This is a genomic window from Pseudomonas sp. GGS8 (genome assembly GCF_024168645.1).
In the GTDB taxonomy this organism is placed as follows: Bacteria; Pseudomonadota; Gammaproteobacteria; order Pseudomonadales; family Pseudomonadaceae; genus Aquipseudomonas.
In genome coordinates this window covers 1,595,840-1,622,756 of the sequence record NZ_JALJWF010000001.1, presented here as the reverse complement: position 1 = coordinate 1,622,756, position 26,917 = coordinate 1,595,840, and the positions used below count along the sequence as shown (strand labels likewise).

Annotated in this window: 23 protein-coding genes; 9 read left to right on the top strand and 14 right to left on the bottom strand. The window is 60.2% G+C overall.

Going from position 1 to position 26,917, the window contains the following annotated elements:
• Positions 1 to 11: 11 nt before the first annotated feature.
• Genes J3D54_RS07150 through J3D54_RS07135 form a run of 4 tightly spaced genes read left to right on the top strand, consistent with a single transcriptional unit; the run spans position 12 to position 2,974 of the window.
• The gene (locus J3D54_RS07150) at positions 12 to 677 is read left to right on the top strand and encodes an amino acid ABC transporter permease (protein ID WP_253417289.1); all 666 of its coding nucleotides are present in this window, start codon (positions 12 to 14) and stop codon (positions 675 to 677) included.
• Positions 658 to 1,317: an amino acid ABC transporter permease gene (locus J3D54_RS07145; RefSeq protein ID WP_253417288.1), complete on the top strand. Its 660-nt coding sequence runs from the start codon at positions 658 to 660 to the stop codon at positions 1,315 to 1,317. The genes J3D54_RS07150 and J3D54_RS07145 overlap by 20 nt, the downstream gene beginning before the upstream one ends.
• Positions 1,314 to 2,096 (top strand): amino acid ABC transporter ATP-binding protein, encoded by a 783-nt coding sequence (locus J3D54_RS07140; protein ID WP_253417287.1) that lies wholly within the window; start codon positions 1,314 to 1,316, stop codon positions 2,094 to 2,096. The genes J3D54_RS07145 and J3D54_RS07140 overlap by 4 nt, the downstream gene beginning before the upstream one ends.
• A complete protein-coding gene (locus J3D54_RS07135) occupies positions 2,093 to 2,974 on the top strand; it encodes a transporter substrate-binding domain-containing protein (protein WP_253417286.1) in 882 nt (293 codons plus the stop codon). Before J3D54_RS07140 ends, J3D54_RS07135 begins: the two co-directional genes overlap by 4 nt.
• 143 nt (positions 2,975 to 3,117) lie before the next feature.
• On the opposite strand, the gene J3D54_RS07130 is transcribed toward J3D54_RS07135, so the two are convergent.
• On the bottom strand, positions 3,118 to 4,278 hold the full coding sequence (locus J3D54_RS07130) for an AAA family ATPase (RefSeq protein WP_253417285.1): 1,161 nt from the start codon (positions 4,276 to 4,278) through the stop codon (positions 3,118 to 3,120).
• A 305-nt stretch (positions 4,279 to 4,583) separates the two neighbouring features.
• Between J3D54_RS07130 and J3D54_RS07125 the strand changes: the two genes are divergently transcribed.
• The 3 genes from J3D54_RS07125 to J3D54_RS07115 are packed head-to-tail and all read left to right on the top strand — an operon-like array spanning position 4,584 to position 9,801.
• A complete protein-coding gene (locus J3D54_RS07125) occupies positions 4,584 to 5,687 on the top strand; it encodes an efflux RND transporter periplasmic adaptor subunit (RefSeq protein WP_253417284.1) in 1,104 nt (367 codons plus the stop codon).
• A complete protein-coding gene (locus J3D54_RS07120; RefSeq protein WP_253417283.1) occupies positions 5,684 to 6,751 on the top strand; it encodes an efflux RND transporter periplasmic adaptor subunit in 1,068 nt (355 codons plus the stop codon). Before J3D54_RS07125 ends, J3D54_RS07120 begins: the two co-directional genes overlap by 4 nt.
• The gene (locus J3D54_RS07115; protein ID WP_253417282.1) at positions 6,748 to 9,801 is read left to right on the top strand and encodes an efflux RND transporter permease subunit; all 3,054 of its coding nucleotides are present in this window, start codon (positions 6,748 to 6,750) and stop codon (positions 9,799 to 9,801) included. The genes J3D54_RS07120 and J3D54_RS07115 overlap by 4 nt, the downstream gene beginning before the upstream one ends.
• A gap of 198 nt (positions 9,802 to 9,999) precedes the next feature.
• Here the strand turns inward: J3D54_RS07115 and J3D54_RS07110 are convergent, their stop codons facing one another.
• The 13 genes from J3D54_RS07110 to J3D54_RS07050 form a co-directional block, all read right to left on the bottom strand.
• On the bottom strand, positions 10,000 to 10,629 hold the full coding sequence (locus J3D54_RS07110; protein WP_253417281.1) for a bifunctional 2-polyprenyl-6-hydroxyphenol methylase/3-demethylubiquinol 3-O-methyltransferase UbiG: 630 nt from the start codon (positions 10,627 to 10,629) through the stop codon (positions 10,000 to 10,002).
• A 177-nt stretch (positions 10,630 to 10,806) separates the two neighbouring features.
• The gene (locus J3D54_RS07105; RefSeq protein ID WP_253417280.1) at positions 10,807 to 11,163 is read right to left on the bottom strand and encodes a hypothetical protein; all 357 of its coding nucleotides are present in this window, start codon (positions 11,161 to 11,163) and stop codon (positions 10,807 to 10,809) included.
• 538 nt (positions 11,164 to 11,701) lie between these two features.
• Positions 11,702 to 12,346, bottom strand: a complete 645-nt coding sequence (locus J3D54_RS07100; protein WP_149416629.1) for a methionine ABC transporter permease — start codon at positions 12,344 to 12,346, stop codon at positions 11,702 to 11,704.
• Entirely contained in the window at positions 12,336 to 13,457 is a 1,122-nt protein-coding gene (locus J3D54_RS07095; protein WP_253417279.1) for a methionine ABC transporter ATP-binding protein, read from the bottom strand. Before J3D54_RS07095 ends, J3D54_RS07100 begins: the two co-directional genes overlap by 11 nt.
• A 2-nt stretch (positions 13,458 to 13,459) precedes the next feature.
• Entirely contained in the window at positions 13,460 to 14,269 is an 810-nt protein-coding gene (locus J3D54_RS07090) for a MetQ/NlpA family ABC transporter substrate-binding protein (protein WP_253417278.1), read from the bottom strand.
• Positions 14,270 to 14,398: 129 nt separating this feature from the next.
• The gene (locus tag J3D54_RS07085; protein WP_253417277.1) at positions 14,399 to 15,757 is read right to left on the bottom strand and encodes an LLM class flavin-dependent oxidoreductase; all 1,359 of its coding nucleotides are present in this window, start codon (positions 15,755 to 15,757) and stop codon (positions 14,399 to 14,401) included.
• Positions 15,757 to 16,950, bottom strand: a complete 1,194-nt coding sequence (locus J3D54_RS07080) for an SfnB family sulfur acquisition oxidoreductase (protein ID WP_253417276.1) — start codon at positions 16,948 to 16,950, stop codon at positions 15,757 to 15,759. The genes J3D54_RS07085 and J3D54_RS07080 overlap by 1 nt, the downstream gene beginning before the upstream one ends.
• Before the next feature lie 23 nt (positions 16,951 to 16,973).
• Positions 16,974 to 18,215 carry an SfnB family sulfur acquisition oxidoreductase gene (locus J3D54_RS07075; RefSeq protein ID WP_253417275.1) on the bottom strand — a complete coding sequence of 414 codons (1,242 nt, stop codon included), beginning with the start codon at positions 18,213 to 18,215 and terminating at the stop codon, positions 16,974 to 16,976.
• Positions 18,216 to 18,611: 396 nt separating this feature from the next.
• Positions 18,612 to 19,370 carry a hypothetical protein gene (locus J3D54_RS07070; protein WP_253417274.1) on the bottom strand — a complete coding sequence of 253 codons (759 nt, stop codon included), beginning with the start codon at positions 19,368 to 19,370 and terminating at the stop codon, positions 18,612 to 18,614.
• A gap of 502 nt (positions 19,371 to 19,872) precedes the next feature.
• Positions 19,873 to 20,622, bottom strand: coding sequence for an L-cystine ABC transporter ATP-binding protein TcyN (tcyN, locus tag J3D54_RS07065; protein ID WP_007939567.1), 750 nt, complete (start codon positions 20,620 to 20,622; stop codon positions 19,873 to 19,875).
• A gap of 4 nt (positions 20,623 to 20,626) precedes the next feature.
• Positions 20,627 to 21,292 (bottom strand): cystine ABC transporter permease, encoded by a 666-nt coding sequence (gene tcyL / locus J3D54_RS07060; protein WP_253417273.1) that lies wholly within the window; start codon positions 21,290 to 21,292, stop codon positions 20,627 to 20,629.
• A complete protein-coding gene (gene tcyJ, locus J3D54_RS07055) occupies positions 21,292 to 22,086 on the bottom strand; it encodes a cystine ABC transporter substrate-binding protein (protein ID WP_253417272.1) in 795 nt (264 codons plus the stop codon). The genes tcyL and tcyJ overlap by 1 nt, the downstream gene beginning before the upstream one ends.
• 347 nt (positions 22,087 to 22,433) lie before the next feature.
• A complete protein-coding gene (locus J3D54_RS07050; protein WP_253417271.1) occupies positions 22,434 to 23,426 on the bottom strand; it encodes a D-cysteine desulfhydrase in 993 nt (330 codons plus the stop codon).
• 190 nt (positions 23,427 to 23,616) lie between these two features.
• Between J3D54_RS07050 and epsC the strand changes: the two genes are divergently transcribed.
• Together epsC and betT are read left to right on the top strand one after the other, a co-directional pair.
• Entirely contained in the window at positions 23,617 to 24,543 is a 927-nt protein-coding gene (gene epsC / locus J3D54_RS07045; protein WP_253417270.1) for a serine O-acetyltransferase EpsC, read from the top strand.
• 359 nt (positions 24,544 to 24,902) lie between these two features.
• The gene (gene betT / locus J3D54_RS07040) at positions 24,903 to 26,858 is read left to right on the top strand and encodes a choline transporter BetT (RefSeq protein WP_253426529.1); all 1,956 of its coding nucleotides are present in this window, start codon (positions 24,903 to 24,905) and stop codon (positions 26,856 to 26,858) included.
• The last annotated feature ends 59 nt before the right edge of the window (positions 26,859 to 26,917 follow it).

Sequence of the window (26,917 nt, the reverse complement as noted above, 5' to 3'; positions counted from 1 at the left end):
CAGGATGTTCAATGACCTTCGATTACGCATTTATCCTCAGTACCCTGCCGGCGTTTCTCAAAGCCGTGGGCGTGACGCTGCAGGTCGGCTTGATCGCCATCGGTACTTCGTTGCTGGTGGCGCTGATCAACGCGACGATTCTGGTGTTTCGCACGCCTTACCTGCAACGCCTGGTCGGGCTGTATGTGGAGCTGGCGCGCAACACGCCCCTGCTGATCCAGCTGTTCTTCGTCTACTTCGCTTTGCCGGCCCTGGGCATCAAAGTCTCGGGCTTCGCGGCGGCGATCATCACCATGACCTTTCTCGGCGGCGCTTACCTCACTGAAGTCCTGCGCGCCGGGGTGGACGCCGTGCCCCAGGCGCAACTTGAGTCGGGTCGTTCAATCGGCTTGTCCCACGGACAATTGCTGCGCCACGTGATCCTGCCGCAGGCCGGGCTCCTCAGCCTGCCGTCGCTGTTCGCCAATTTCATTTTCCTGCTCAAGGAAACCACGGTGGTCTCGGCGGTGGCGGTGCCGGAGATTCTCTACACCACCAAGAGCTACATCGCGCTCTATTACAAAACCTACGAAATGCTCGCCGTGCTGACGCTGATCTGTGTGCTGTTGTTTTTGCCGTTGTCGCTGCTGCTCAGCCGTCTGGAAAGGAGGCTCCAGCATGGCCAGTTCGGGTCTTGAATTGCTCTGGGTGTCGTTGCCGCAACTGGGTAGGGGCGCTGCGCAAACCTTGTCGATTTCTTTCTTGAGCATCGCCTTCAGCACCGTCGGCGGCGTGCTCTACGGCGTGTTGCGTACGCTGAATTCAACATGGCTCAACGCAATTCTTCGGGTTTATCTGGAGCTGTTCCGGGCGATCCCGGTGCTGGTCTGGCTGTATTTGCTGTTCTTCGGCCTGCCGATCTTTTTCGGCCTGAGCATTCCAAGCTTCTGGTGCGCGGTGTTGGTGTTGTCGCTGTGGGGCGCCAGTGAAGTCGGGGAAGTGGTGCGCGGCGCCTTGCATTCATTGCCCCGTGGGCAGCGTGAGGCGGGGTTGTCGATGGGCTTGAACGGCCCGCAACTCTACGGCTACGTGCTGCTGCCCCAGGCGCTGAAACGCATGACGCCACCGACCATCAACGTCTACACGCGGATCATCAAGACCAGCTCCCTGGCGGTGCTGATCGGCGTGGTGGACGTGATCAAGGTCGGCCAGCAGATCATCGAGCGCACCTACGAATCGGTATTGATCTATGGCGCGCTGTTTCTGTTTTTCTTTTTCATCTGCTACCCGCTGTCAGCCGCTTCCCGCGTGCTGGAGCGGCGCTGGACGCAAGCATGAGCGCATTGATCGAGTTCAAGGGTTTCAACAAGTTTTTCGGCGAGCAGCAGGTGCTCAATGGCATCGACCTGAAGGTGAAACCGGGCGAAGTGATCGTCATCCTTGGCCCCAGCGGCTGCGGCAAAAGCACCTTGCTACGCTGCCTCAACGGCCTGGAAGTCGCTCACAGCGGCAGCTTGAATTTTGCCGGGCGCGAGCTGCTGGACAAGGGCACCGACTGGCGTGAAGTGCGGCAGCAGATCGGCATGGTGTTCCAGAGTTATCACCTGTTTCCGCACATGAGCGTGCTCGATAACGTGCTGCTTGGCCCGCTGAAAGTGCAGAAGCGCGACCGCCGCGAAGCCCGTGCCCAGGCCGAAGCCTTGCTGGAGCGCGTAGGCCTGTTGGACAAGCGCGATGCGTTCCCGCGTCAGCTCTCCGGTGGTCAGCAGCAACGCATCGCCGCCGTCCGTTCGCTGTGCATGAATCCCCAAGTCATGCTCTTTGACGAAGTCACCGCCGCCCTCGACCCGGAGATGGTCAAGGAGGTACTCGAAGTGATTCAGGGCCTGGCCCGCGAGGGCATGACCCTGTTGATCGTCACCCACGAAATGGCCTTCGCCCGCGCCGTGGCCGACCGCATCGTGTTCATGGACGCCGGGCGCATCCTTGAGCAACACCCCCCCGAGATTTTCTTTACGAACCCGCAAACCGCACGAGCGCAGCAGTTCCTGGAGAAGTTCTCCTATGTCGCCGCACTACCCAAAACGACTCAAACAAAGGAACTGGAACTGCCATGAAAACTGCCAAGTCTTCTCTGCTGCTGCTCCCGCTGTTCGGCCTGGCGCTATTGGTCGGCTGCAACAAAACCGAAGAACCGGCCAAGCCGAAAGTCGCCAGCGTCAGCACTGCACCAACCGGTTACCTGGAAAAAATCAAAGCCCGGGACAAGCTGATTGTCGGCGTGTTCACCGACAAACCGCCGTTCGGTTTTGTCGATGAGGCCGGGCGCTACGTGGGGTTCGATACCGACATTGGTCGCCAATTCGCCAAGGATCTGTTGGGCGATGAAAACAAGGTCGAGTTCGTGGCGGTGGAGCCGGCGAGCCGGATTCCGTTCCTGCAAAGCGACAAGGTCGACCTGATCCTGGCCAACATGACCGTCACCCCGGAGCGCAAGGAAGCAGTGGACTTCACCAACCCGAACCTCAAGGTGGCGGTGCAGGCGCTGGTGCCGCAGGCGAGTTCGGTGAAGACCCTCGATGACCTGGCGACCCGCACCACCATTGTCACCACGGGCACCACGGCGGATATCTGGCTGACCAAAAATCATCCGGACTGGAAACTGCTGAAGTTCGAGAAAAACTCCGAGTCCCTGCAAGCTCTGGCTAACGGTCGCGGCGATGCTTATGCGCAGGACAATCTGGTGCTGTTCAGCTGGGCCAAGCAGAACCCGGGCTACCGCGTGCTGGAGGAAAAACTGGGCGCCGAAGCACCGATCGCCCCGGCGGTGAAGAAAGGCAACATCGAACTGCGTGACTGGGTGAATGCGGAGTTGGCGAAGCTGGGGGAGGAGAAGTACCTGCTCAAGCTGTACGACCAGTATGTGCGTAAAGAGCTGAGCGATGACACCAGGCCTGAGAGCGTGATTGTCGAGGGAGGGAAGTGGCAGGGGTGAGTCTCTAACCTTTGCGGCGATCTCACGACCGTCATCGCGGGCAAGCCCGCTCCCACAGGGTTTGGTGTGGACGCAGATTTTGTGTCCATTGAAGAACATTGTGGGAGCGGGCTTGCCCGCGATGGCGGTTTATCAGGCACCCTCTAATCCGGCCAATGCCACACCGGCTCATCCAGCATCCGCTGCCCGACCATCCCGGTCTGGCCGAAATCTTTCTCCAGCACAATGCAATTGCACTCCGGGTCTTGCTGCAACGCCGAGATCAAGCGCCGTGCGTGGGACACCACCCAGACCTGACACTCCTCGGACGCTCGTATAATCAACCGCGCCAACGCCGGCAACAGGTCCGGATGCAGACTGGTTTCCGGCTCGTTCAACACCATCAGCGTCGGCGGTCGGGGTGTCAGCAGTGCCGCGACCAACAACAGATAGCGCAACGTCCCGTCCGACAACTCGGCGGCGGACAATGGCCGCAGCAACCCTTCCTGATAAAACTCGATCGAAAATCGCCCGCCCTGCAGCAGTGCAATGTTCAGCGTCGCGCCGGGGAAGGCATCGCTGATCGCCGCCTGCAAGGCTTCGGGATCGCCGATTTCGCGGATGGTCTGTAACGCCGCTGCGAGGTCGCGACCGTCGTGGTGCAACACCGGCGTGCGAGTGCCCAGCTGTGGTTGTCGCGCCGGGGCATCGGCATCGCTGCGAAAGTGATCGTAGAAGCGCCAGCGGCGGATGAATTCACGCAGCTGCAAGACTTCCGGCGAGGTGCGCAAGCTACCGACCTGATCGAACAGGCTGTCGAAATTCGGTGTGCGCTGGGCCTGCACCTCCCAGCCGCGTCCGGCCCGTGTGCGAATCATCGGGCCGTCGCGATCCACCAGCAGGCTGGCCGGGCGATAGAACGGCCCGGACCAGATGCATTCCCTTTTGATTTCCGGGTCCAGAGAAAACGCGGAAAGACTCGACTCCTGAAGGCCCAACGTGATCGAGTAGCTGAAGTCTTCGCCGGCAAACCCCAGGCGCAGGCGCTTGACGCCGTGTCGCACGGTTCCCTGGACCGGGATTTCACCATTACGCATGCGCTGGGTGATGGTTTCCGGTCCGGCCCAGAAGGTCGAGTCCAGTCCACCCTCGCGTGCCAAGCCATTGACCACTCCACCCTGAGCAGTTTCCGCCAGCAGGCGCAAGGCGCGGTAGAGGTTGGACTTGCCGCTGCCGTTGGGGCCGGTGATCAGGTTCAACCGTTGAAGCGGTATCACCAATTTATTGATCGAGCGGTAGTTGGCCACCGCGAGGGTTTTGAGCATGGGAAGCTTCCTGCTGCAGGGTTCGTCATTCTGCCTTATTGTCAGCAACACGGTGATCCCTGTGGCGAGGGGGCTTGCCCCCGTTGGGTTGCGAAGCAGCCCTTAAACCAGTCACCGCGTTTCTTTCAGGATCACTGCGTTAGCCGGCTTACGACTGCTGCGCAGTCGAACGGGGGCAAGCCCCCTCGCCACAGTCAAGCCCCTCAGCCACAGGGAATGCAGCAAGCCCGTGCACCTGTTGAACCCTGTTCTAAGCTCACAGTCGTATCGTCACTGGCACGTACGTACAACGCAAAGGAGTCTGCATGGCGGGTCCCGGATTGAAATTAGTGGTTGGCCTGAGCCTCTTTGCCTTGCTGACTGCTTGTGGCGATAAAAAGCCGGTCGAGAAGGACCGTCCGCGAGTCTTCGTGCAAGAGGTCAAACCAACTGATTACGCCGCGGCGGTGACACTCACCGGTGACGTCCAGGCGCGAGTCCAGACCGAGTTGTCGTTTCGCGTGGGCGGCAAGATCATCCAGCGCATGGTCGACGTCGGTGACCGGGTGTCGGCCAAGCAAGTGCTGGCCAAGCTTGATCCCAAAGACCTGCAAACCAATGTCGATTCGGCCCAGGCCCAGGTGGTCGCCGAACAGGCACGGGTCAAACAGACTGCCGCGGCCTTCGTTCGCCAGCAAAAACTCCTGCCCAAGGGCTATACCAGCCAGAGCGAATACGACTCCGCCCAAGCGGCCTTGCGCAGCAGCCAGAGTGCATTGAGCGCGGCTCAAGCGCAATTGGCCAACGCTCGCGATCAGCTGAGCTACACCGCGCTGATTGCCGATGCACCCGGCGTGATTACTGCGCGCCAGGCCGAGGTCGGCCAGGTGGTGCAGGCCACGGTGCCAATTTTCAGCCTGGCCCGGGATGGCGAGCGTGACGCGGTGTTCAACGTTTATGAATCGCTGTTGGCCGAGCCGCCGTCGGACCGATCGATTGTGGTGAGCCTGCTCGACAATCCGAAGATCAAGACCACGGGCACCGTTCGCGAAGTCACGCCGGCAGTGTCCGCGCAGACCGGCACGGTGCAAGTCAAAGTCAGCCTCGACAGTCTCCCTGAAGGCATGCAGCTCGGCTCGGTGGTGAGCGCCACCGCCAAGCCAGCGGGCAAAACCGCGGTGGAGCTGCCTTGGGCGGCCCTGACCAAAAATCTCAGCGACCCGGCTGTGTGGCTGGTGGACGCCGAGGGCAAGGCGCAGTTGCACACCGTCACCGTTGGCCGTTACCTGACCGGCAAAGTCATTGTCAGCGCTGGCCTCACCGGTGGTGAAAAAGTTGTCACCGCGGGCGGCCAGTTGCTGCACCCGGGCGTGCGGGTGGAAATCGTCGAGAATACCGATCAGACCCCAGCGACAGGAGCCCAACCATGAAACGCCTGTTGCTGTTATCCGCCGCCATACTGCTGGGCGCCTGTTCCAAGGAAGAAGCGCCGCCAGAACCGGTGCGGCCGGTGTTGTCTGTGGAAGTGAAAGCGCTCAATCAAGAGGACCTCGGCCGGTTCGCCGGCAGCATTCAGGCTCGTTACGAAAGCAATGTCGGTTTCCGGGTGCCGGGGCGTATCGCCAGCCGTAACGTCGATGTCGGCGCCGAAGTACAGAAGGGCGCCTTGCTCGCCACCCTTGACCCCACCGATCAGCAGAACCAGTTGCGCTCGGCCCAGGGTGATCTGGCGCGTGTCCAGGCGCAGCTCATCAACGCCCAGGCCAACGCCCGGCGTCAGCAGGAATTGTTCAATCGCGGGGTCGGCGCGCAGGCGCAACTGGACATCGCCCAGACCGATTTGAAAACCACCCAGGCGTCCCTCGATCAAGCCAGGGCCGCAGTCAACCAGGCGAAGGACCAACTCAACTACGTCGAGCTGCGCACCGATCACAAAGCCGTTGTCACCGCGTGGAATGCCGAAGCCGGGCAAGTGGTGACCGCCGGCCAGCAAGTGGTGACCCTGGCGCAGCCGGACATCAAGGAAGCGGTGATCGACTTGCCCGACACCCTGATCGATGATTTGCCGGCCGACGTGGAGTTCCAGGTCGCCTCACAACTGGACCCGAGCATCACCAGCACCGCCGTCGTGCGCGAAATCGAACCTCAGGCCCAAAGCGCGACCCGTACCCGTCGCGCTCGTCTGAGCCTGACGGATACGCCGCCGGGTTTTCACCTTGGCACGGCGATCAGCGTGACCCTCAGCTCCGCCATCAAACCACGCCTCGAACTGCCGGCGAGTGCATTGCAGGAGGTTGATGGGAAGACGCGGATCTGGATCGTCGATCCGCAGACGCAAACCGTTGCCCCACGGGAAGTCAGCCTGATCAGCCGGACCGACGACACGGTGGTCGTGGCCAACGGCGTGAAGTCCGGCGAGCGGGTGGTCAGTGCCGGTGTGAATAGCCTCAAACCGGGGCAGAAAGTAAGAATTGACGAGGGCAGCCCGCAATGAAAGGGAGTTTCAACTTATCCGAGTGGGCCCTCAAGCATCAGTCGTTTGTCTGGTATTTGATGTTCGTCGCGCTGTTGATGGGCGTGTTTTCCTACCTGAACCTGGGGCGCGAAGAAGACCCGTCGTTCACCATCAAAACCATGGTGATCCAGACCCGTTGGCCCGGCGCGACCCAGGAAGAAACCCTCAAGCAGGTCACTGACCGGATCGAGAAAAAACTCGAAGAACTCGACTCGCTCGATTACGTGAAAAGCTACACCCGCCCCGGTGAATCGACGGTCTTCGTTAATCTGCTCGACACCACCAGCGCCAAGGACATTCCGCAAATCTGGTACCAGGTGCGCAAGAAGATCAACGACATCCGCGGCGACTTCCCGCAAGGCCTGCAAGGGCCGGGCTTCAACGATGAGTTCGGTGACGTGTTCGGTTCGGTGTATGCCTTTACCTCTGACGGCCTGTCGATGCGCCAGCTACGCGATTACGTGGAACAGGTGCGTGCCGAAATCCGTGAAGTGCCAGGGTTGGGCAAGGTCGAAATGATCGGCGAGCAGGATGAAGTGCTGTACCTGAACTTCTCCACCCGCAAACTCGCCGCCCTCGGCATCGATCAGCGCCAGGTGGTGCAGAGCCTGCAATCGCAGAATGCCGTGACCCCGGCGGGAGTGATCGAGGCTGGTCCGGAGCGGATTTCGGTGCGGACCTCGGGGCAGTTTGCCTCTGAGAAAGACCTGGCCAACGTCAACCTGAAGCTCAACGACCGCTTCTACCGATTGGCCGACATTGCCGACATCAGCCGTGGTTACGTCGATCCGACCACTCCGGAATTTCGCTTCAACGGTCAGCCGGCCATTGGCCTGGCAATCGCCATGAAAAAGGGCGGCAACATTCAGGCATTCGGCAAGGCGCTGCACCTGCGCATGAACGAGCTGACCGCCGACCTGCCGGTGGGCGTTGGCGTGCACAACGTGTCTGATCAGGCCGAAGTGGTGGAAGAAGCCGTCGGCGGCTTCACCAGTGCGTTGTTCGAGGCCGTGGTGATCGTGCTGATCGTCAGCTTCGTCAGCCTTGGCGTGCGCGCAGGGCTGGTGGTGGCGTGCTCGATTCCGTTGGTGCTGGCGATGGTCTTCCTCTTCATGGAATACAGTGGCATCACCATGCAGCGGATTTCCCTCGGTGCGCTGATCATCGCCCTTGGCCTGCTGGTGGACGACGCGATGATCACGGTGGAAATGATGGTCACGCGCCTGGAAATGGGCGAAACCAAAGAGCAGGCGGCGACCTTCGCCTATACCTCGACGGCGTTCCCGATGCTCACCGGCACGCTGGTTACCGTGGCCGGTTTCGTGCCGATCGGCTTGAACGCAAGCTCGGCCGGTGAGTACACCTTCACGCTGTTCGCGGTGATCGCGGTGGCCATGCTGGTGTCGTGGATCGTCGCGGTGCTGTTCGCCCCGGTGCTTGGTGTGCACATTCTGAGCACCAACGTGAAACCCCACGACGCAGAGCCAGGGCGCATCGGTCGGGCGTTCAATGGTGGCCTGCTGTGGGCCATGCGCAATCGCTGGTGGGCCATCGGCATCACCGTGGCGCTGTTTGTGCTCTCGGTGTTCTCGATGCAGTTCGTGCAGAACCAGTTCTTCCCGTCCTCGGACCGCCCGGAGATTCTCGTCGACCTGAACCTGCCGCAAAACGCCTCGATTGCCGAAACCCGCAAGGTGGTGGACAAGCTCGAAGCGACGCTCAAGGGCGACCCGGACATCGTGCGCTGGAGCACCTATATCGGCGAGGGTGCGATCCGTTTCTACCTGCCCCTCGACCAGCAATTGCAGAACCCGTACTACGCGCAACTGGTGATCGTCAGCAAAGGCCTGGCGTCACGCACGGCCCTGACCGCACGTCTGCAAAAGCGCCTGCGTGAGGAGTTCGTTGGTGTCGGCAGTTACGTCCAGGCCCTGGAAATGGGCCCGCCGGTGGGGCGCCCGATTCAATACCGGGTCAGCGGCAAAGACATCGATCAAGTGCGTAAACACGCGATCGCCCTGGCCACCGAACTGGATAAAAACCCGCACATCGGCGAGATCATTTACGACTGGAACGAGCCGGGCAAAGTCCTGCGCATCGACATCGCCCAAGACAAGGCACGGCAACTGGGGCTGTCGTCGGAAGACGTGGCGAACCTGATGAACAGCATCGTCGTCGGCTCGCCGGTGACGCAGGTCGATGACGATATCTACCTGATCGACGTGGTCGGCCGCGCTGAAGATGCCGAGCGCGGTAGCCCGGAAACCTTGCAGAATTTGCAGATCGTCACCCCCGGCGGCACTTCGATACCGCTGCTGGCGTTTGCCACGATAGGTTATGAACTTGAACAGCCGCTGGTGTGGCGTCGTGACCGCAAACCGACCATCACTATCAAGGCCGCCGTGCGTGACGAGATTCAGCCGACCGACCTGGTGAAACAGCTGCAACCGGACATCGACAAGTTCGCCGCCGGTTTACCGGTGGGCTACAAAGTCGCCACTGGCGGCACGGTGGAGGAAAGCGGCAAGGCCCAGGGGCCGATTGCCAAAGTGGTGCCGTTGATGCTGTTTTTGATGGCGACCTTCCTGATGATCCAGCTGCACAGCGTGCAGAAACTGTTCCTGGTGGCCAGCGTCGCGCCGCTCGGTTTGATCGGTGTGGTGCTGGCGCTGATCCCGACGGGCACGCCCATGGGCTTCGTGGCGATCCTCGGGATTCTGGCGCTGATCGGCATCATCATCCGCAACTCGGTGATTCTGGTGACCCAGATCGACGCCTTCGAGAAGGACGGTTACACGCCGTGGGACGCGGTGGTACAAGCCACGGAACATCGACGTCGGCCGATTCTGTTGACGGCGGCGGCAGCGAGCCTGGGGATGATCCCGATTGCCCGGGAAGTGTTCTGGGGGCCGATGGCCTACGCGATGATTGGCGGGATCATCATTGCGACGTTGCTGACGCTGCTGTTTTTGCCGGCGCTGTACGTGGCCTGGTACAAGGTTCGCGAGCCGAACAAACAAGCGCAGTAAGGCGAGCGCTGCGCGCTCATCGCGGGCAAGCCCGCTCCCACAGTGATCGAGTCGTTCAGGCAAGCTCGGTCCTTGAGGGAGAGTAAGGACGAGCGCTTAGCGTCATCGCGAGCAGGCTCGCTCCCACATTGGATCGCGTCCGCCTGGACAACTCGGTTCCTGTGGGAGCGGGCTTGCCCGCGATGGCGTTCTGTCAGACTACACCGGCTTACGCCAGACACTCGCCAACCAGGGCTGCTGCTCCCGCGGCAGCCCTGCTGGCCGGTAGTAATGCTCCAACTCCACAAAGCCCGCCTCGGTCAGCATGTCCTGCCACACCTGAAGATCGTAATACGCCCCATACCGCGGCCCGTTCCAGCCTTCCTGATTCTCGCCACGCGGATTGGAACTGAACAACACCCCGCCTGGTTTCAACGCCTCGCGCAGTTGCTTCAACACCCGCGGCAATTCCTGACTCGGGACATGAAACAGCACCGCGTTGGCAAATATCCCGTCAAACCGCTCGGCCGGCAGATCGAGTTTCAGAAAATCCTGCTGCCAGACCTCGCAGCCGCTGTCATCGCGGGCCATCTGCGCAAGCTTTTGCGAACCGTCGAGCCCGATGGCGATGTGGCCCATGCGGGTGAAGGTTTTCAGGTCGCGGCCAGGGCCGCAGCCAAAGTCGAGAATGCTGAAGGGCGCCTCACCCTGAATATGTCGCAGCAGGGCATCGATGTTCTGGCTGACATCGTGATCGCGAGTGCCTTCACGGAAGTCTTCGGCCACCGAGTTGTAATGGCTCAGAGTGGTGGAGGTGATCTGCTCCAGGTCATCGGGGGTCTGTTTCATGGTTGGCTGCACAGGCAATTGGGATTCGCCGAATATACGCCATGACGCCAGGGGCTGCTTCGCAGCCATCGCGAGCAGGCTCGCTCCCACAGTTGATCTTCAGCGAACATAAAGTTTGTGTACGGTGCGATCCATGGTGGGCGCGAGCCTGCTCGCGAGGGCGGTATCACTGACGACTCAGCTCTGTTTCATCCCCAGGCATTCAATGGACCGATCCACCATCGCCTTGGCGATCTCCAGCAAATGCCAGACGGAAAACACCAATGCCCGATCGGCCCCCTTGAGTTGATCGCCACACTGATACGCCGTGACCGACGCACATCGCAGCAGATCCGCCACATAGAGCTGGGCGTCTTCGAAGCTCACGTCCTTGCTGACGTTGTAGAAGCGCAGTTCATCAGGGGCCGAAGGTTGCTTGCCAGTGAGGTGGAAATCGATCGCACGGTAAAGCGCGGAACGGTCCTTGAGCAGGTCGTCGGTGAAGGCTTTGTGGGAGGATGTTTCGGGAGGTGGATCGGGGATGGATCTTTCCATGAGTGTTGCTCCTATTGCTGCATGGGAGCCGTCACTTTTCGCCTACTAAACGATGGGTGGCGGCTGTACGCAGGTTAGTAGGCCGGTCAATAGGAAAACCGGTGCACCCGAGGGTGCCCCACGCACAGCCACCATATTCAACATCCGACAAAAAGTGCCAGACATGAGCATGAAACGCTATGCGCCTATTGATCCGGGCTACTAAACCCGATCACTGATGAGCAGTGACGAACCGAGACTAGCCAGCAGATTTGGAAGGCGCAAGCGAGCGGAATGATCTAGGAAATGTCCTGCAAATGAAAGGGATCGGGCCTGCTGGCACCCTGATTTTCCTGTGCGAAAACTTCCCTTCGAAGGTGGGTAATTACCTGTGGCGAGGGGGCTTGCCCCCGTTGGGCCGCGAAGCGGCCCCAAGGCATTCAACGAGGTATATCAGGCAAAACAGGTCGGCCGGTTTGCGACTGCTGCGCAGCCGAACGGGGGCAAGCCCCCTCACCACAAAAGCCCCCTCGCTACAGGTAATCACCGCAATAAGTGTTCAGCGCTTGTTCAACCCCCGCGCCAGCCGATCCCCGCCCAACTGAATCCCCGCCACCAACACCACCAGCAGCACAATCACCGTCAACATGATCTGGCTATCAAACCGCTGATACCCATAACGATACGCAATGTCGCCCAACCCACCGGCACCAATCGCCCCGGCCATGGCCGAGGAGTTGATCATCGTCACCAATGTAATGGTGAAACCACCGACAATCCCCGGCAGCGCTTCAGGCAACAGCACATGCCAGACGATATGCCAGCGTCGGCAGCCCATCGCTTGTGCCGCTTCGATCAACCCGTGGTCGACCTCGCGCAAACTGACTTCGGCGATGCGCGCAAAGAACGGCGTGGCGGCGATGGTCAGCGGCACCACCGCCGCCCACACGCCATACGTGGTGCCGACGATCAGCCGGGTGAACGGAATCAGCGCCACCATCAAAATCAGAAACGGAATCGAGCGGAACAGGTTCACGAACGCGCCCAGTGCGCGGTTCAGGGCCGGTGCTTCGTAGATCCCGCCTTTGGCGCTGGTAACCAGGATCACTGCCAACGGAATGCCCGCCAGCAGCGCGATCAGCGACGACACGCCGACCATCAGGAAGGTGTCGATGAAACCTTGCAGCAACCGATCAAACCACATAACCCAGCACCTCCACCTGTTGCGCCCAATGACCGGCGCGCTGACGCAATTGCTCGGCATCGAGGGACGAACCGGTCACCGCCAGCAGCAATTGCCCCAGCGCATGGCCCTGAATCCGTTCCACACCCCCTTGCAGCAAACGCACGCGGCCACCGAGGGCGCCGAACAGCGCCGCCAGGTCTGGCTCGTCGCGTGTATTGCCGGTGAACTGCAAACGCAGCACCACGGCGGCGTCCGAAGACTGCGGCTGTGCCCGTAAGCGGCTTTGCAGTTCGTCCGGCAGGCCGTGTTGCAGCGGTGCGAGCAAGGTCTTGCTGACCTCATGCTGCGGGTTGCCGAAGACTTCCCAGACCGGCCCTTGCTCGACGATTCGTCCGTGCTCCAGCACCACGACCCGATCGCAGATATCGCGGATCACCGCCATCTCGTGGGTAATCAGCACGATGGTCAGGCCCAGTCGCTGATTGATCTCGCGCAACAGGCCGAGGATCGATTGGGTTGTCTCCGGGTCGAGGGCCGAAGTGGCCTCGTCGCACAGCAGAATTTCCGGGTCATGCACCAACGCACGGGCGATGCCGACACGTTGTTTCTGCCCGCCGGAAAGCTGCGCCGGATAAGCCTTGTGCTTGCCTTGTAGGCCGACCAGTTCGAGCAATTCACGGACCTTCTGCTCGCGTTTTTCCTTGGGCACACCGGCGACTTTCAGCGGCAACTCGACGTTCTGCCAAACGGTTTTGGCCGACATCAGATTGAAGTGCTGGAAGATCATGCCGATGCGCCGGCGCAGCGCCACCAGGCGCTCTTCATCGAACTCGCCGATGTCCACTTGATCGATCAGCACGCGCCCGCTGCTCGGTTGTTCGAGGCGGTTGATGGTGCGGATCAGCGACGACTTGCCGGCGCCGCTGCGCCCGATGATGCCGAACACTTCGCCGCGCTGGATTGCCAGGTCGATACCGTGCAGGGCCGCCACCGGACCTTGCTGGCCGGTGTAGGTTTTGCCCAGGCCGATGAAGCGCACATGGGCACGGTTGAGCTCGGGGTGCAGCTCGGTGCGTGCAGCACTGTGCGGCTCTGGAGTCTCCAGTCGCCGTTGGAGGGCGGCGGTCATGCTCAGCTTTCCCAGCCGGCTTGATAGAGCTTGCCGTGGGCTTTATCCAGTGCCGCGCGAACGGCTGGCGAGTGCTGATAGATGTCGACGAACTTGATCAGGCGCGGGTCGGTTTTGCTTTTCGGCTGGATCACGAATTGGATCACGTATTCCTTGTGATCGAGGCCATCGAACAGCAGGGCGGAACTGGCATCGAAGGTCTTCGACAGACGGATGTAAGCCGGGTAGCCCTGGACCAGATCGGCGTCATCGTAGGCGCGTACCAGTTGCACGGCTTCGACCTGGAGAATCTTGATTTTCTTCGGGTTGGCGGTGATGTCTTCTTCGGTGGCCTTGTAGCCGACGCCCGGTTTGAGGGTGATCAGGCCGGCCTTGGCCAACAGTTGCAGACCGCGACCGCTGTTAATCGGGTCGTTGGCGATGGCCACGCTGGCGCCTTCGGGCAACTCATCGAAGCTTTTGTATTTCTTCGAATAAAGGCCGACGTTGTTGATGATGCCCGGGGCGAACGGCACCAGGTCAAATCCGGCCGCGGCCTTGGCGTTTTCCAGGAACGGGATGTGCTGGAAATAGTTCACGTCGATGTCGCCCGAGGCGAGGCTGACGTTGGGGGCGATCCAGTCGCTGAATTCCACCAGTTCGACTTTCAGGCCTTGTTTGCTGGCTTCCTCTACGGCGGCCTCCAGGGGAATGGCGAAGGCGGCGGTGGTGCCGACCTTCAGCGGCGCGTCGGCGGCGAAGGTGACGGAGCTGAAGAGGCCGAGGGCCAGGGCCAGTGCTTTGACTGGGTGGGATAAGAGTTTTTTGGTCATGATTAGGTTTCCAGTCAGTGCATTGAATTTTTGGTGTTTGGTAGGGCCTCATCGCGGGCAAGCCCGCTCCCACAGGGATTTTGTGAACGCCCGAGATCCACTGTGGGAGCGGGCTTGCCCGCGATGCTTTTAGCGTCTGAACGCCGAGCCGGTGTGTTGCTCAGGCAAATGCGCTTCGCCGTGAAACAGCTTTTCCCGCAGACTGCCGTCGTCGTAAGCGGTCTTGTACGAGCCCCTGCGTTGCAACTCGGGAATCACCAGCTCAATGAAATCCACATAGCTTTCCGGGGTGACGATCCGTGTCAGGTTGAAGCCGTCGAGGCCGGTTTCGGCGATCCACGATTCCAACTCATCGGCCACTTGCTCAGGCGAGCCGACCACGGTGATGTAGCGGCCGCCGAGGGCGTGTTGTTCCAGCAGTTTGCGGCGGGTCCAGTCGTTGTTTTGCAGGTTCTTGGTGGCGGACTGGATGGCGTTGCTCTTCACGTACTGGATCGGTTCGTCGAGTTCGTATTCGGAAAAATCGATCCCGGTGGACGCCGAAAAGTGCGCCACGCCGGCCTCGGCGCTGGCGTAGCTCAGGTACTCGGCATGCTTGGCCCAGGCCAGCGCTTCGGTAGCGCCAACGATCACGTTCAAGCCCATGAACACCTTGATGTCCTCAGGCTTGCGCCCGGCCTCGACGGCGCTGGCGCGAACCTTGTCCACCTGAATCCGGGTCGCCGGTTTGTTCTGGCCGCTGATGAACACGCACTCGGCATGCCGCCCGGCGAACAGCAAACCGCGATCCGAGCTGCCAGCCTGGAACAGCACCGGCGTGCGTTGCGGCGACGGCTCGCAGAGGTGATAACCCTCGACCTGATAGAACTCGCCCTTGTGCTCGACCTTGTGCACTTTATCCGGCTGGGCGTAGATCCGTTGCTCACGGTCGTTGAGCACCGCGCCGTTTTCCCAGCTGCCTTCCCAGAGTTTGTAGAGCACTTGCAGGTATTCGTCGGCCTGGTCGTAGCGGCGGTCGTGCTCCACCTGCTCGCTCAGGCCCATGGCCTTGGCGGCACTGTCGAGATAGCCGGTGACGATGTTCCAGCCGACCCGCCCACGACTCAGGTGATCGAGGGTCGACAGGCGTCGGGCGAACAGATACGGCGGCTCGTAGGTCAGGTTGGCGGTCAGGCCGAAGCCGAGGTTTTTGGTGACCGCAGCCATGGCCGATACCAGCAATAGCGGGTCGTTGACCGGCAACTGGATCGACTCTTTGAGCGGCACGTCGACCGAGTTCTGGTAGACGTCGTACACGCCGACGATGTCGGCGATGAACAGACCGTCGAATAGCCCGCGCTCCAGCAGCTGTGCCAGTTCGGTCCAGTATTCGATCGTCTTGTACTGGGTGGACGTGTCCCGCGGATGGGTCCACAGACCATGGTTGATGTGCCCGATGCAGTTCATGTTGAACGCGTTGAGCAGGATCTTCTTTTTGGCATCGGCCATCAGATCGTCCCTCGCAATGGAGGGTTTTCATCGTTGAGGTAGTAATTGCCCACCGCGTGATATTTCCAGCGCACTGGGTCGTGCAGGGTGTGTACCCGGGCGTTGCGCCAGTGGCGATCCAGGCCGTGCTCGATCAGAGTTGCCTGGCTACCGGCTAATTCGAACAACGTGCTGCCGGCGGCGAGCGAGATTTCTGTGCTGATGGCCCGGGCTTCGGCAACCGCAATCGACGCGGCGGCGACGGTCTCGGCATTGGTGTCGGCCTGGGCCCGGTCGAGGAATTCGCCGGAGCGTTCCAGCAAGGCTTCGGTGGCGTGCAGACGAATACTCAAGTGGCCGAAACTCTTGAGGGTCAGCGGGTCTTCGGTGGCTGTTTCATGCGTGGCGTCGATCCACGGCCGGGTTTTGGTGCGCACGAAATGCAATGCATCTTCATAGGCTGCGCGGGCAATGCCGGTATCGATGGCGGCGTGGAGAATCTGCGCCAATGGGCCGACAGTGGTCGGGCGTTCGAACGCGCTTTGAAACGGCACCACATCTTCGGCGGCGACGTAGACATCCTCGAACACCACCGAACCGCTGCCGGTGGTGCGCTGGCCGAAGCCGCTCCAGTCGTCGATGACCGTCAGACCTTTGCTGTTGCGCGGGACAAAGGCCAGTTGCTGCACACCGTTTTCGTCCACTACTGAGGCGGGGATGCGTTGGGCGTAAATCGCGCCGGTGGCGTAGAACTTGCGGCCATTGATGCGATAGCCGCTACCGTCGCGGGTCAGGCTAGTGACGCGGTCATGGGCGGTTTTGGTGCCCAGTTCCGCCAGTGCGTTGCCGAAGCGCTGACCGGCCAATACCTCTGCATACAGGCGTTTTTTCTGCTCATGGCTGCCGTTCACACGGAGCACTTCGAGGGCGTAGAAATGGTTTTGCGGGATCTGTCCGAGTGAACCGTCAGCCTGGGCGATCAACGCGATTATTTTGGCCAGGGTGACGTTGGAAACTCCGGCGCCGCCGTATTCTTTTGGCACGCTGATGCCCCAAAGACCTGAACGGGAGAACACCTCCAGTTCCGGGTACGGCAAACGACGTTCGCGGTCGCGCAGGACGCTGTCGCGTTTGAAGTCGTCGGCCAGGTCACTGGCGACGATCAGGGCTTGCTCATCGCTGGTGATGACCGCGACGTGGTGAGAAAGAGACATGTGTTTCTCCAGAGATCTGGTCGTTAAATCCAGGAGTGGCGAGCGGGCAACGTGCCGTTCAAGTGATAAGCGCCGACCGCGTGATATTTCCAGCGCACCGGGTCGTGCAGCGTGTGCACTCGGGCGTTGCGCCAGTGGCGGTCGAGGTTGAATTCGGCGAGGGTGGCGCGGCTGCCGGCCAGTTCGAAGAGCTTTTCGCTGGCCAGCAGCGAGATCTCGGTGGTCAGCACTTTGGCCTCGGCCACGGCAATCGAGGCGCGTGCCGCAGACTCGGCGGTGAGCGGCGCGGCGTTGACCTGATCGAGCACCTGCCCGGCCTTGCGCAGCAGCGCTTCGGCGGCGTGCAGTTCGATTTTCAGCTTGCCGATATCGGCGATCACGTAGAGGTCGTCGCTGGCCCGTTCGACCTTGGCATCGATCCAGGGCCGGGCACGGGTTTTTACGAATTCGATGGCGTCATCGATAGCGCCCCGGGCGATGCCGGCGTCGATGGCCGCTTGAATCAGTTGCGATACGGCGCCCTGAGTGTTCGGGCTGTCATTGATCTTCCAGTTATCCACCACCAGTTCGGCGTCGACCCGCACGTTATTGAGCAAAAGGGTGCCGCTGGCGGTGGTGCGCTGGCCGAAGCCCGACCAGTCATCAACGATGCGCAAGCCCGGCGTGCCGCGACGGACGAAGGCCAGCACTTGCTTGCCATCGTCGTTCAGCGCCTTGACGGCCACCCAGTGAGCGAACAAGGCGCCGGTGGAATAGAACTTCTGCCCGTTGATGACGAAGCCATCGCCGTCGGCAGTGATCCGCGCCTTGAGCTCCAGGGTATTTTTAGTCCCGCGCTCCGGCCCCGCATTACCAATTCGCCAGCCTTCGAGCACGCTTTTGAACAGCTGTTTTTTCTGCGACTCGGTGGCGGTGCCGAGTATCAGGTTGAGAATCCCGAACTGGTTCTGCGGGATCTGGCCCAAGGCCGGGTCGGCTGCGGAAATGATCGCGAACACTTCGGCAACGGTGACGAATGAAACCTGGGGGCCGCCGTACTCACGCGGGATGGCAATGCTGCCCAGGCCGCTGCGGGTGAACTGTTCGATTTCCGACCAGGGCAACTTGCGCTGCTGGTCGCGTTTGGCGGCGTGCAGGCGGGCGACTTGCGCCAGCTCCTGGGCAGCCTTGATGGCTTGTGCGTCGTTGCGCAAGACCTGCGCGGGCAACAACAATGGGGCGATGTCCAGATCACTCTGGACGATTGCATCTGCCAGACTGGACATCAGTGCCGCTCCTTGGCTGCACGCAATGCCCTGGCGATTTGCACTGGGGTGATTGTGTTTCGGACCATACCTACCTCACATCTCATGAAAGCGCCGCAAGGGTTGCGGCGAACGAAAGCACGAATGTCCGGTGGTCCGGTGTATATACCCTAAACGTGTATAAATAATTAATAAACTAACTTTTAGGAATATGCATAGAAGGATGGCATCGCCTGGGCGGTCGAGATCCCTGTGGCGAGGGAGCTTGCTCCCGCTCGGCTGCGAAGCAGTCGCAAAATCGGCTATCACGATTCAATTGCACAAACACGTGAGCCAGTTTTGGGGGGGCGCTTCGCACCTCAGCAGGAGCAAGCTCCCTCGCCACAAAAAGCCCTCATATCGCGCACTACAGGCGCTTCACTTCTTTCTGGGCTCAGCAGCGTTGAGCACTTCTTTGGGCGGCACTTTCAGGTATGGATTGGCACAGCCGATCTTCAGCGTGCGGGCCGGTGCCCAGCGCGAGTTGTTACCCACCCGGTCGAGGATGCAGTAAGTCACTTCCAGTCGAAGGTCTTCGCCGGCTTCGAGAATGATTGCCGGTGGCACCCAAACATGAATCGGCTGACCCACATCGTCGGCCTTGAGTTTGGGCAGGTCCATGCGCACATCGCCCCAGCGCAGGGTGATTTCGTCGTCGGCAGCCATGTTCAGGTACGGTTCGATGGTCAACGGGACACCGCGTTTGACCTGGTTTGGATTGACCCCCTGACGGCGAATGGTCTCGGGGATGAACACGGGTGCCAGGCTCTGGTTTTCCTCGTCGCAAAGAAGCAGGCCGCCCGGGCAATCGAGTTTGATCTGGATGCGCGCCGCTGGTGATACCGCAGGCCCTTGCCCGACCTGCATGACTTTGTAATGGACGCGGGCAGAACCATTGGCGATGAAGCTTTCCGGCACCCGCAGGCTCACCGCTTTGTCGCCATGATCCACTCCCAATACGCTGGAGGCCACGTAGCAGTTGTTCCAGAACAGCTCGATCAGGTCGCCTTCGTACATGCCGGGATAGGGCGGCACGTCGATTATCAGGTGAGCGGCCGAGGTGATGTTGATACCAGTCTTGTGAGTTTGCGCCAGGGTCGGGGCTGCAAGCTCGGGTTTGTTCGAAGTGCTTGTCATGGGGTTCTCTCCTTGAAGCCTTACCGCGAAGTCCGTTTCTGAAAGATCGAAAGGCGTGAATTACCAGGCAACAAAACGATTCACTGTTTGTGTGTTTTAAGAATGATCGAGTGTGGTGGTAGTCGCCTGTTGGAGACTAGATAAGAGTGCGTTCGAATAGGTGTCAATAGAACTGATTGGCTAAAGGCTGGTTCATGGGTTATTCAGAAATTTCCTACGCAGTGTAGTTAGTAAACCGCATCGTGCTGTCGAATTTAGTCCAATATTTGGTGGGTTTTACGCCCTGGAGTCAGCAACCCGTTGAGTGAGGGTGGTGAGGGATTTCATGGATTTTAAGAGAAGTGAATCTGTTGCAGGACATATATATGTACCGCACGGGAGGGCTGGAAGTTGTTTATGATTTGGATGAATCAAAGAGGTCAGGGGGGAGGGGCATGAGGTTTTTAGAAGAAGGGGGGGCACTTCCATCCGTGGAAGTTGACATTCTTTTGAAAGGACGCAACTAAGCGTTGTTAAGGAACTTGCTGAGAAACTGCTTGGTCCGTTCTTCTTTCGGGTTGGCAAAGAGCGCCTTGGCTTCGCCTTGTTCGACGATCACACCCTTGTCGAAAAACACCACGCGATTGGCCACGTCCCGGGCAAAACCCATTTCGTGGGTGACGATCACCATGGTGCGTTTCTCCTCGGCCAGGCCGCGGATGGTCGCCAACACTTCGCCCACCAGTTCCGGGTCCAGCGCCGAGGTCGGTTCATCGAACAGGATCACTTCCGGTTCCATCGCCAGGGCCCGGGCAATCGCCACACGTTGTTGCTGACCACCGGAGAGGCGTCGCGGGTAAGCATCTTCCTTGCCCGCCAGGCCGACCTTGGCCAACAGCTTTTTACCCAAGGCAACGGCGTCGGCCCGTGGAATTTTTTTCACCACGATCGGTCCTTCGATGACGTTTTCCAGGGCCGTGCGATGCGGGAACAGGTTGAAGTTCTGGAACACGAAACCTACATGCTGGCGCAAGCGTCGTACCAGGCTCTGCTGCTGGTTCAGGGGACGGCTGCCATCGATCTCGATGTCGCCGACCTTGATCCGGCCGCTGGTGGGCTCCTCCAGAAAATTCAGGCAACGCAGGAAGGTGGTCTTGCCCGAGCCGCTGGGGCCGATGATCGCCACCACCTCGCCTTCCTTCACCTGCAGATCGATGCCGTTGAGCACCACCTGACCCTTGAACTGCTTTGTCAGTTTTTCCACGACAATCATGGGGTCAGGACTCCTGGTCGTGCCGATTGACCCGCGCTTCCAACTGGTTCTGGAAGTGCGACAGCACCGTTGCCAGAATCCAGTAGATCACCGCGGCGGCAAGATACATGGTGAAAATTTCGAAGGTGCGGGCGGTGATCAACTGCGCCTGACGGAACAGCTCCGGTACTTGAATGGTGGCCGCCAGCGCGGTGTCCTTGACCAGCGAAATGAAGCTGTTGCCCAGCGGCGGCAACGCCGTGCGCATTGCTTGCGGCAGGATGGCCCGGCGCAGGGTCTGCGCGCGAGTCATACCGATACTCGCAGCGGCTTCCCATTGGCCGCGTTCAATCGAACTGATCGCGGAACGGAGGATTTCACAGGCATAAGCGGCCATGTTCAGCGAGAGGCCGATCAGGGCTGCCGGTATCGGATCCAGTTCGAGACCCAATTGCGGCAAGCCGAAATAGATCATGAACAGTTGCACCAACAACGGCGTGCCACGAAAGAACGACACGTAGATGCGGGCCAGCCAGCTCACCAGTTTGAGGCGTGACAGGCGCATCAACGCCAGGCCGAAGCCCAGCAGCAAGCCGAAGAACATGCTGCCCAGGCTGAGGATGACCGTAAAGTACACGCCCTTCAGCAGGAAGGGCATGGACTCCAGTACAAGTTGGAAAGCCGCTTCCATTATTTAGTGACGTCAGCGCTGAAGTATTTTTCCGAAAGCTTGGTCAGCGTACCGTCGGCACGCAGCTTGTCGATGGCTTTGTTCACCGCGGCCAGCAGCTCAGGCTCGCCTTTGCGCAGGGCAATACCGGCTTCCTGGCGGGAGAACGCTTCGCCGGCGGCGGCAGTGTCCTTAGCCTTCCTGGCGTATTCCAGCGCGGCGAGGCGGTCGATCAGAATGGCGTCGATGCGGCCGACGCGCAGATCCTGGAACTTGCTCGGGTCATCATCGTAGGTGCGCACGTCAGCCTTAGGCACATTCTCTTTCACCCACTGCTCGTAGTTGGTGCCCAGACCTACGCCGACTTTCTTGCCGGCCAGATCGGCGGCGGTCTTGATGGTGTCTTTGTTTTTGGTCAGGGTCAGCGCCTGAATCCCGGAAACGGTGTAAGGTGTGGAGAAGTCGTACTTCTTCTTGCGCTCTTCGGTGATGGTCACCTGGTTGATCACCGCGTCCAGACGCTTGGATTCCAGGGCTGCGAGGATGCCTTCCCATTTGGTCGGCTGCAGTTTGACCTTCACGCCCAACTCTTTGGCCAAGGCTTCGGAGAACTCGACTTCGAAGCCGCTCAGTTTGCCGGCCTCGTCGACGAAGCTGAACGGTGGATAAGTGCCTTCCAGACCGACGTTGATCACGCCTGCGTCCTTGATTTTTTGCAGCTGCTCACCGGCCACTGCCTGCCCGAGCAGACCGGCGCTCAGCGCCAGGCCCAGCGAACCCACCAGCAGATTTCGACGTAATGCGGAAAAATTCATGACAAGCCCCTGTGTTTTCTTATGGAACACGCTTAAGGAAAGTTGGCAAATTCGGGATTTGAACGACTGCGATATCCTGCCCTAAAGCAGCTTATGCGTCTTGCTGCAAATTCGCCTGCGGCGCGACTATATGATGGGTTTTTTAGATTAGAAAATAATAAATATTTAGTTTGTTATTCTTCAAATGAATATTGGTGCGATGCATTCCTGTGGCGAGGGGGCTCGCCCCCGTTCGGCTGCGAAGCAGGCGCAAAGCCAGCTAACACGGTCAATCTGAAAGAACCTGATCGCAGGTTTTGGGGCCACTGCGTGGCCCAACGGGGGCAAGCCCCCTCGCCACAGGGAATCTAAAATACGGAGGTATAGGCAAACAACGCCGGCGCCCCACCGGTGTGCAGGAAGATGATCGGGCCTTCATCGAAGCGCTGACGCCCGATGCCGTCGAGTAAACCGGCCATGGCCTTGCCGGTATACACCGGGTCCAGCAACAACCCTTCCTGACTCGCCAACAGCTTCACCGCCGACAGCGTCCCGGCATTCGGCTCGCCATAACGCGGGCCGAAATATTCGTCCCACAGTTCGACTTTGAAACTCGCCGGCAAACTCACGCCCAACAGTTCGGCAGTGCGCTCGGCGAGACCCTGGACTTTCGGTCGTTGCGCTTCATCGCTACGGGAAACGGTCACGCCGATCACTGGCAATTCCGGCAGCACTTCGCTCAATGCCAGCGCCAGGCCGCTATGGGTGCCGGCACTGCCGGAAGCCAGGACCACCGCGGCAAATTGCAGCCCGGTGTCCTTGATCTGCTCGGCCAGTTCCAGACCCGCACGGACATAACCCAAAGCGCCCACTGCATTGGAGCCACCAATCGGCACCAGATAAGGCTTCTTGCCGTTGCTGCGCAGACGTGCGGCCAGCGCTTCCAATTGTTCATCGGCATTGTCGAGATTTTCCACCAACTCGACCTTGGCATCGAACAGGTCCAGCAACAGCCGATTGCCATTGCCAATGTAGTTGCTATCGTCAGTGCCGAGCGGGTTCTCCAGCAGCGCTATGCAGCCCAAGCCAAGCTTGGCCGCAACGGCGGCGGTCTGGCGTACGTGGTTGGACTGGATCGCGCCAGCGGTGATCAAGGTATCGGCGCCCTGGGCCAGGGCATCGGCGGCGAGGTATTCGAGCTTGCGCAGCTTGTTGCCGCCCAGTGCCAATGGCGTCAGGTCATCGCGTTTGACGTACACATCGCGGCCCAGCCAGGTCGACAGGCGTTCGAGTTTTTCCAGAGGGGTAGCGTGACCGAGCAGGTCGAGGCGGTTAAAACGGGCAAGCTGTTGTTTGATCATGGGTCCGTACTGGCGCAGGAAGATGTCAGGACTATAGGCACGGGTATTTAGCGGGGCAACTGCCAATCGCTTATAGCCAAAAGTATTGAACACAGCACTATTGGTTCTTAATTCGGCTGCAAGTCGTTGCCGTAAAGTAATCGCCGTCAGCGCGGCCAGACAGTCCGGCCGCCCATGAGGAGTTTTTACCGTGAGCGAGCGTTCCAGCCATTGGCAATTGCAGACCATCGTCAGCCAACTGCGTACGGCGCGCGACCAGTGGCGCGCACAAAACGGTCGCGCCAGCGGCGAGCAGGGCGGTCGCGAGTTGCCGTCCCGAGCGGCCATGGCGGACATTCTTGAAGCCTTGTGCGGTGCGCTGTTCCCGATGCGTTTGGGCCCGGTGGATTTGCGCGAGGAAAGTGAAGACTTCTACGTTGGCCACACGCTCGACGTGGCGCTGAACGCGTTGCTCGCTCAGGCGCGGCTCGAACTGCGTTATGCCGCGCGCCACAGTGCCCAGGCCGACACTGAAGTCGAGGCCAAAACCATTCAGATCATTCAGGACTTTGCCCTCGCTTTGCCGGGATTGCGCAGTCTGTTGGACACCGATGTGCTGGCGGCCTATCACGGCGACCCGGCGGCTCGCAGTGTCGATGAAGTGCTGCTGTGCTATCCGGGGATTCTGGCGGTGATTCACCATCGCCTGGCCCACCATTTGTATCGCGCCGGGTTGCCGTTGCTGGCGCGGATCAGCGCGGAAATCGCCCACTCGGCCACCGGTATCGACATCCATCCTGGCGCGCAGATCGGTCGCAGTTTCTTCATCGACCACGGCACGGGTGTGGTGATCGGCGAGACCGCGATCATTGGCGAGCGTGTGCGGATTTATCAGGCCGTGACGTTGGGCGCCAAGCGCTTCCCGGCGGACGAGGACGGTCAGTTGCAGAAGGGCCATCCGCGGCATCCAATCGTCGAGGACGACGTGGTGATTTATGCGGGTGCGACGATTCTGGGGCGGATCACCATCGGCAAGGGCTCGACGATTGGTGGCAACGTCTGGCTGACCCGCAGCGTGCCAGCGGGGTGCAATCTGACCCAGGCGAATCTGCAACATGATGATGGGACGCAGAAGTAAGCCAGGTGACACATTGCGCTTTTGTGGCGAGGGAGCTTGCTCCCGCTCGGTTGCGCAGCAACCGCAATATAGATAACCAGTTATATCCACATAGATGCGGTCGCGATTTTTGGGGCCGCTTCGCGCCCCAACGGGGGCAAGCCCCCTCGCCACGAAGCGACCGCCAAGCCTTGCGATTAGTCCTTAGCACCCTATCCATGTTTAACTTGAACGTTCATTCAAGTTAAACCGGTGGTTCGCCGCCCGCTCACAACAGGAGGCTTGCCTTTGCTGAGTCCGATTTTTACAGCCACGTTTCCCCCCCTTGAGGTGCACCGTTCATGAGTGCATCGTCCATCCCCGCAAGCGGCCTGGTCCGCATGAATCCGCCGGTGTTTTATTTCGCGGCGACCTTCATTTTGTTGTTCGCCGTCGTGGTCATGGCGATCCCCGAACAGGCCGGCGCCTGGCTTCTGGAAGCGCAAAACTGGGCGGCCAACACGGTCGGCTGGTACTACATGCTCGCGATGACGCTGTATCTGGTCTTCGTGGTGGTCACCGCCTTGTCCGGCTACGGCAAGATCAAGCTCGGTGCCGACCACGACGAGCCCGAATTCAGTTACCTGTCCTGGGCCGGCATGCTGTTCGCCGCCGGGATCAGCATCACGCTGTTTTTCTTTTGCGTGTCTGAACCGCTGACGCACCTGGCGCAACCGCCGCAAGGCGAGGCCGGTACGGCGGAGGCGGCGCGTCAGGCGATGCAGATTCTGTTTCTGCACTGGGGCCTGCACGGCTGGGGCGTGTTCGCCTTCGTTGGCATGGCGCTGGCCTATTTCGCCTATCGACATAACCTGCCGCTGGCCCTGCGTTCGGCGCTGTACCCGCTGATCGGCAAGCGCATCAATGGCCCCATCGGTTACGCGGTGGACGGCTTCGGCATCATCGCCACGGTGTTCGGCCTCGGCGCCGACATGGGCTTCGGCGTATTGCACCTCAACTCCGGTCTGGACTACCTGTTCGGCATCGCCCACACCCAGTGGATTCAGGTCGGCTTGATCACGCTGATGATGGGCGCGGCGATCATCGTCGCGGTGTCCGGCGTCGATAAAGGCGTGCGGGTGATGTCCGACATCAACATGCTGCTGGCCTGTGCGCTGCTGCTGTTCGTGTTGTTCGCCGGCCCCACCCAGCACTTGCTCAATACCCTGATCCAGAACCTCGGTGATTACCTCGGCGCCTTGCCGATGAAGAGTTTCGACCTCTACGCCTATGACAAACCCAGCGACTGGCTGGGCGGCTGGACGGTGTTCTACTGGGCCTGGTGGATTGCATGGTCGCCGTTCGTGGGTCTGTTCATTGCGCGGATTTCCCGTGGCCGGACCATTCGCGAATTCGTCTTCGGCGTGTTGCTGATCCCGCTCGGTTTCACCCTGGCGTGGATGTCGATCTTCGGCAACAGCGCCATCGATCAGGTCCTCAACCACGGTATGAGCGCGCTCGGCATGTCGGCCATCGACAACCCATCGATGACGCTGTACCTGCTGCTGGAAACCTACCCGTGGAGCAAAACCGTTATCGCGGTCACGGTGTTCATCAGCTTCGTGTTCTTCGTCACCTCCGCCGACTCCGGCACCGTGGTGTTGTCGACCTTGTCCGCCAAGGGTGGCAATCCCGATGAGGACGGGCCGAAATGGCTGCGAGTGTTCTGGGGCGCAATGACCGCGCTGGTGACCAGCGCACTGTTGTTCTCCGGCAGCATCGATGCCTTGAAGTCAGCGGTGGTGCTGACATCGTTGCCGTTTTCGCTGATTTTGCTGCTGATGATGTGGGGGCTGCACAAGGCGTTTTATCTGGAGTCGCAGAAGCAGATCGCGCAACTGCATTCCCTCGCGCCGGTGTCTGGATCACGGCGCGGCGGCTGGCGTCAGCGCTTGAGTCAGGCGGTGCATTTCCCGTCCCGGGATGAGGTCTATCGCTTCCTTGATACGACAGTCCGTCCGGCCATCGAGGAAGTGACCGCCGTGTTCGTCGAGAAGGGCTTGCACGTGGTCACTCAGCCCGACCCGGCCAACGATAACGTCAGCCTGGAAATCGGTCACGGCGAACTGCATCCGTTCATCTATCAGGTGCAGATGCGCGGTTACTTCACGCCGTCCTTCGCCCGTGGCGGCATGGGTTCCAAGCAACTCAACAACCGTCGCTACCACCGCGCCGAAGTGCATTTGAGCGAGGGCAGCCAGGACTACGATCTGGTGGGTTACACCAAGGATCAGGTGATCAACGACATCCTCGACCAGTACGAGCGGCATATGCAGTTCTTGCATTTAGTGCGTTGATCGACGGTTTGGCGGGGGAATCCGGTTTTGTTGCCAGTGACCGGTGGTCAGCGGGCAAT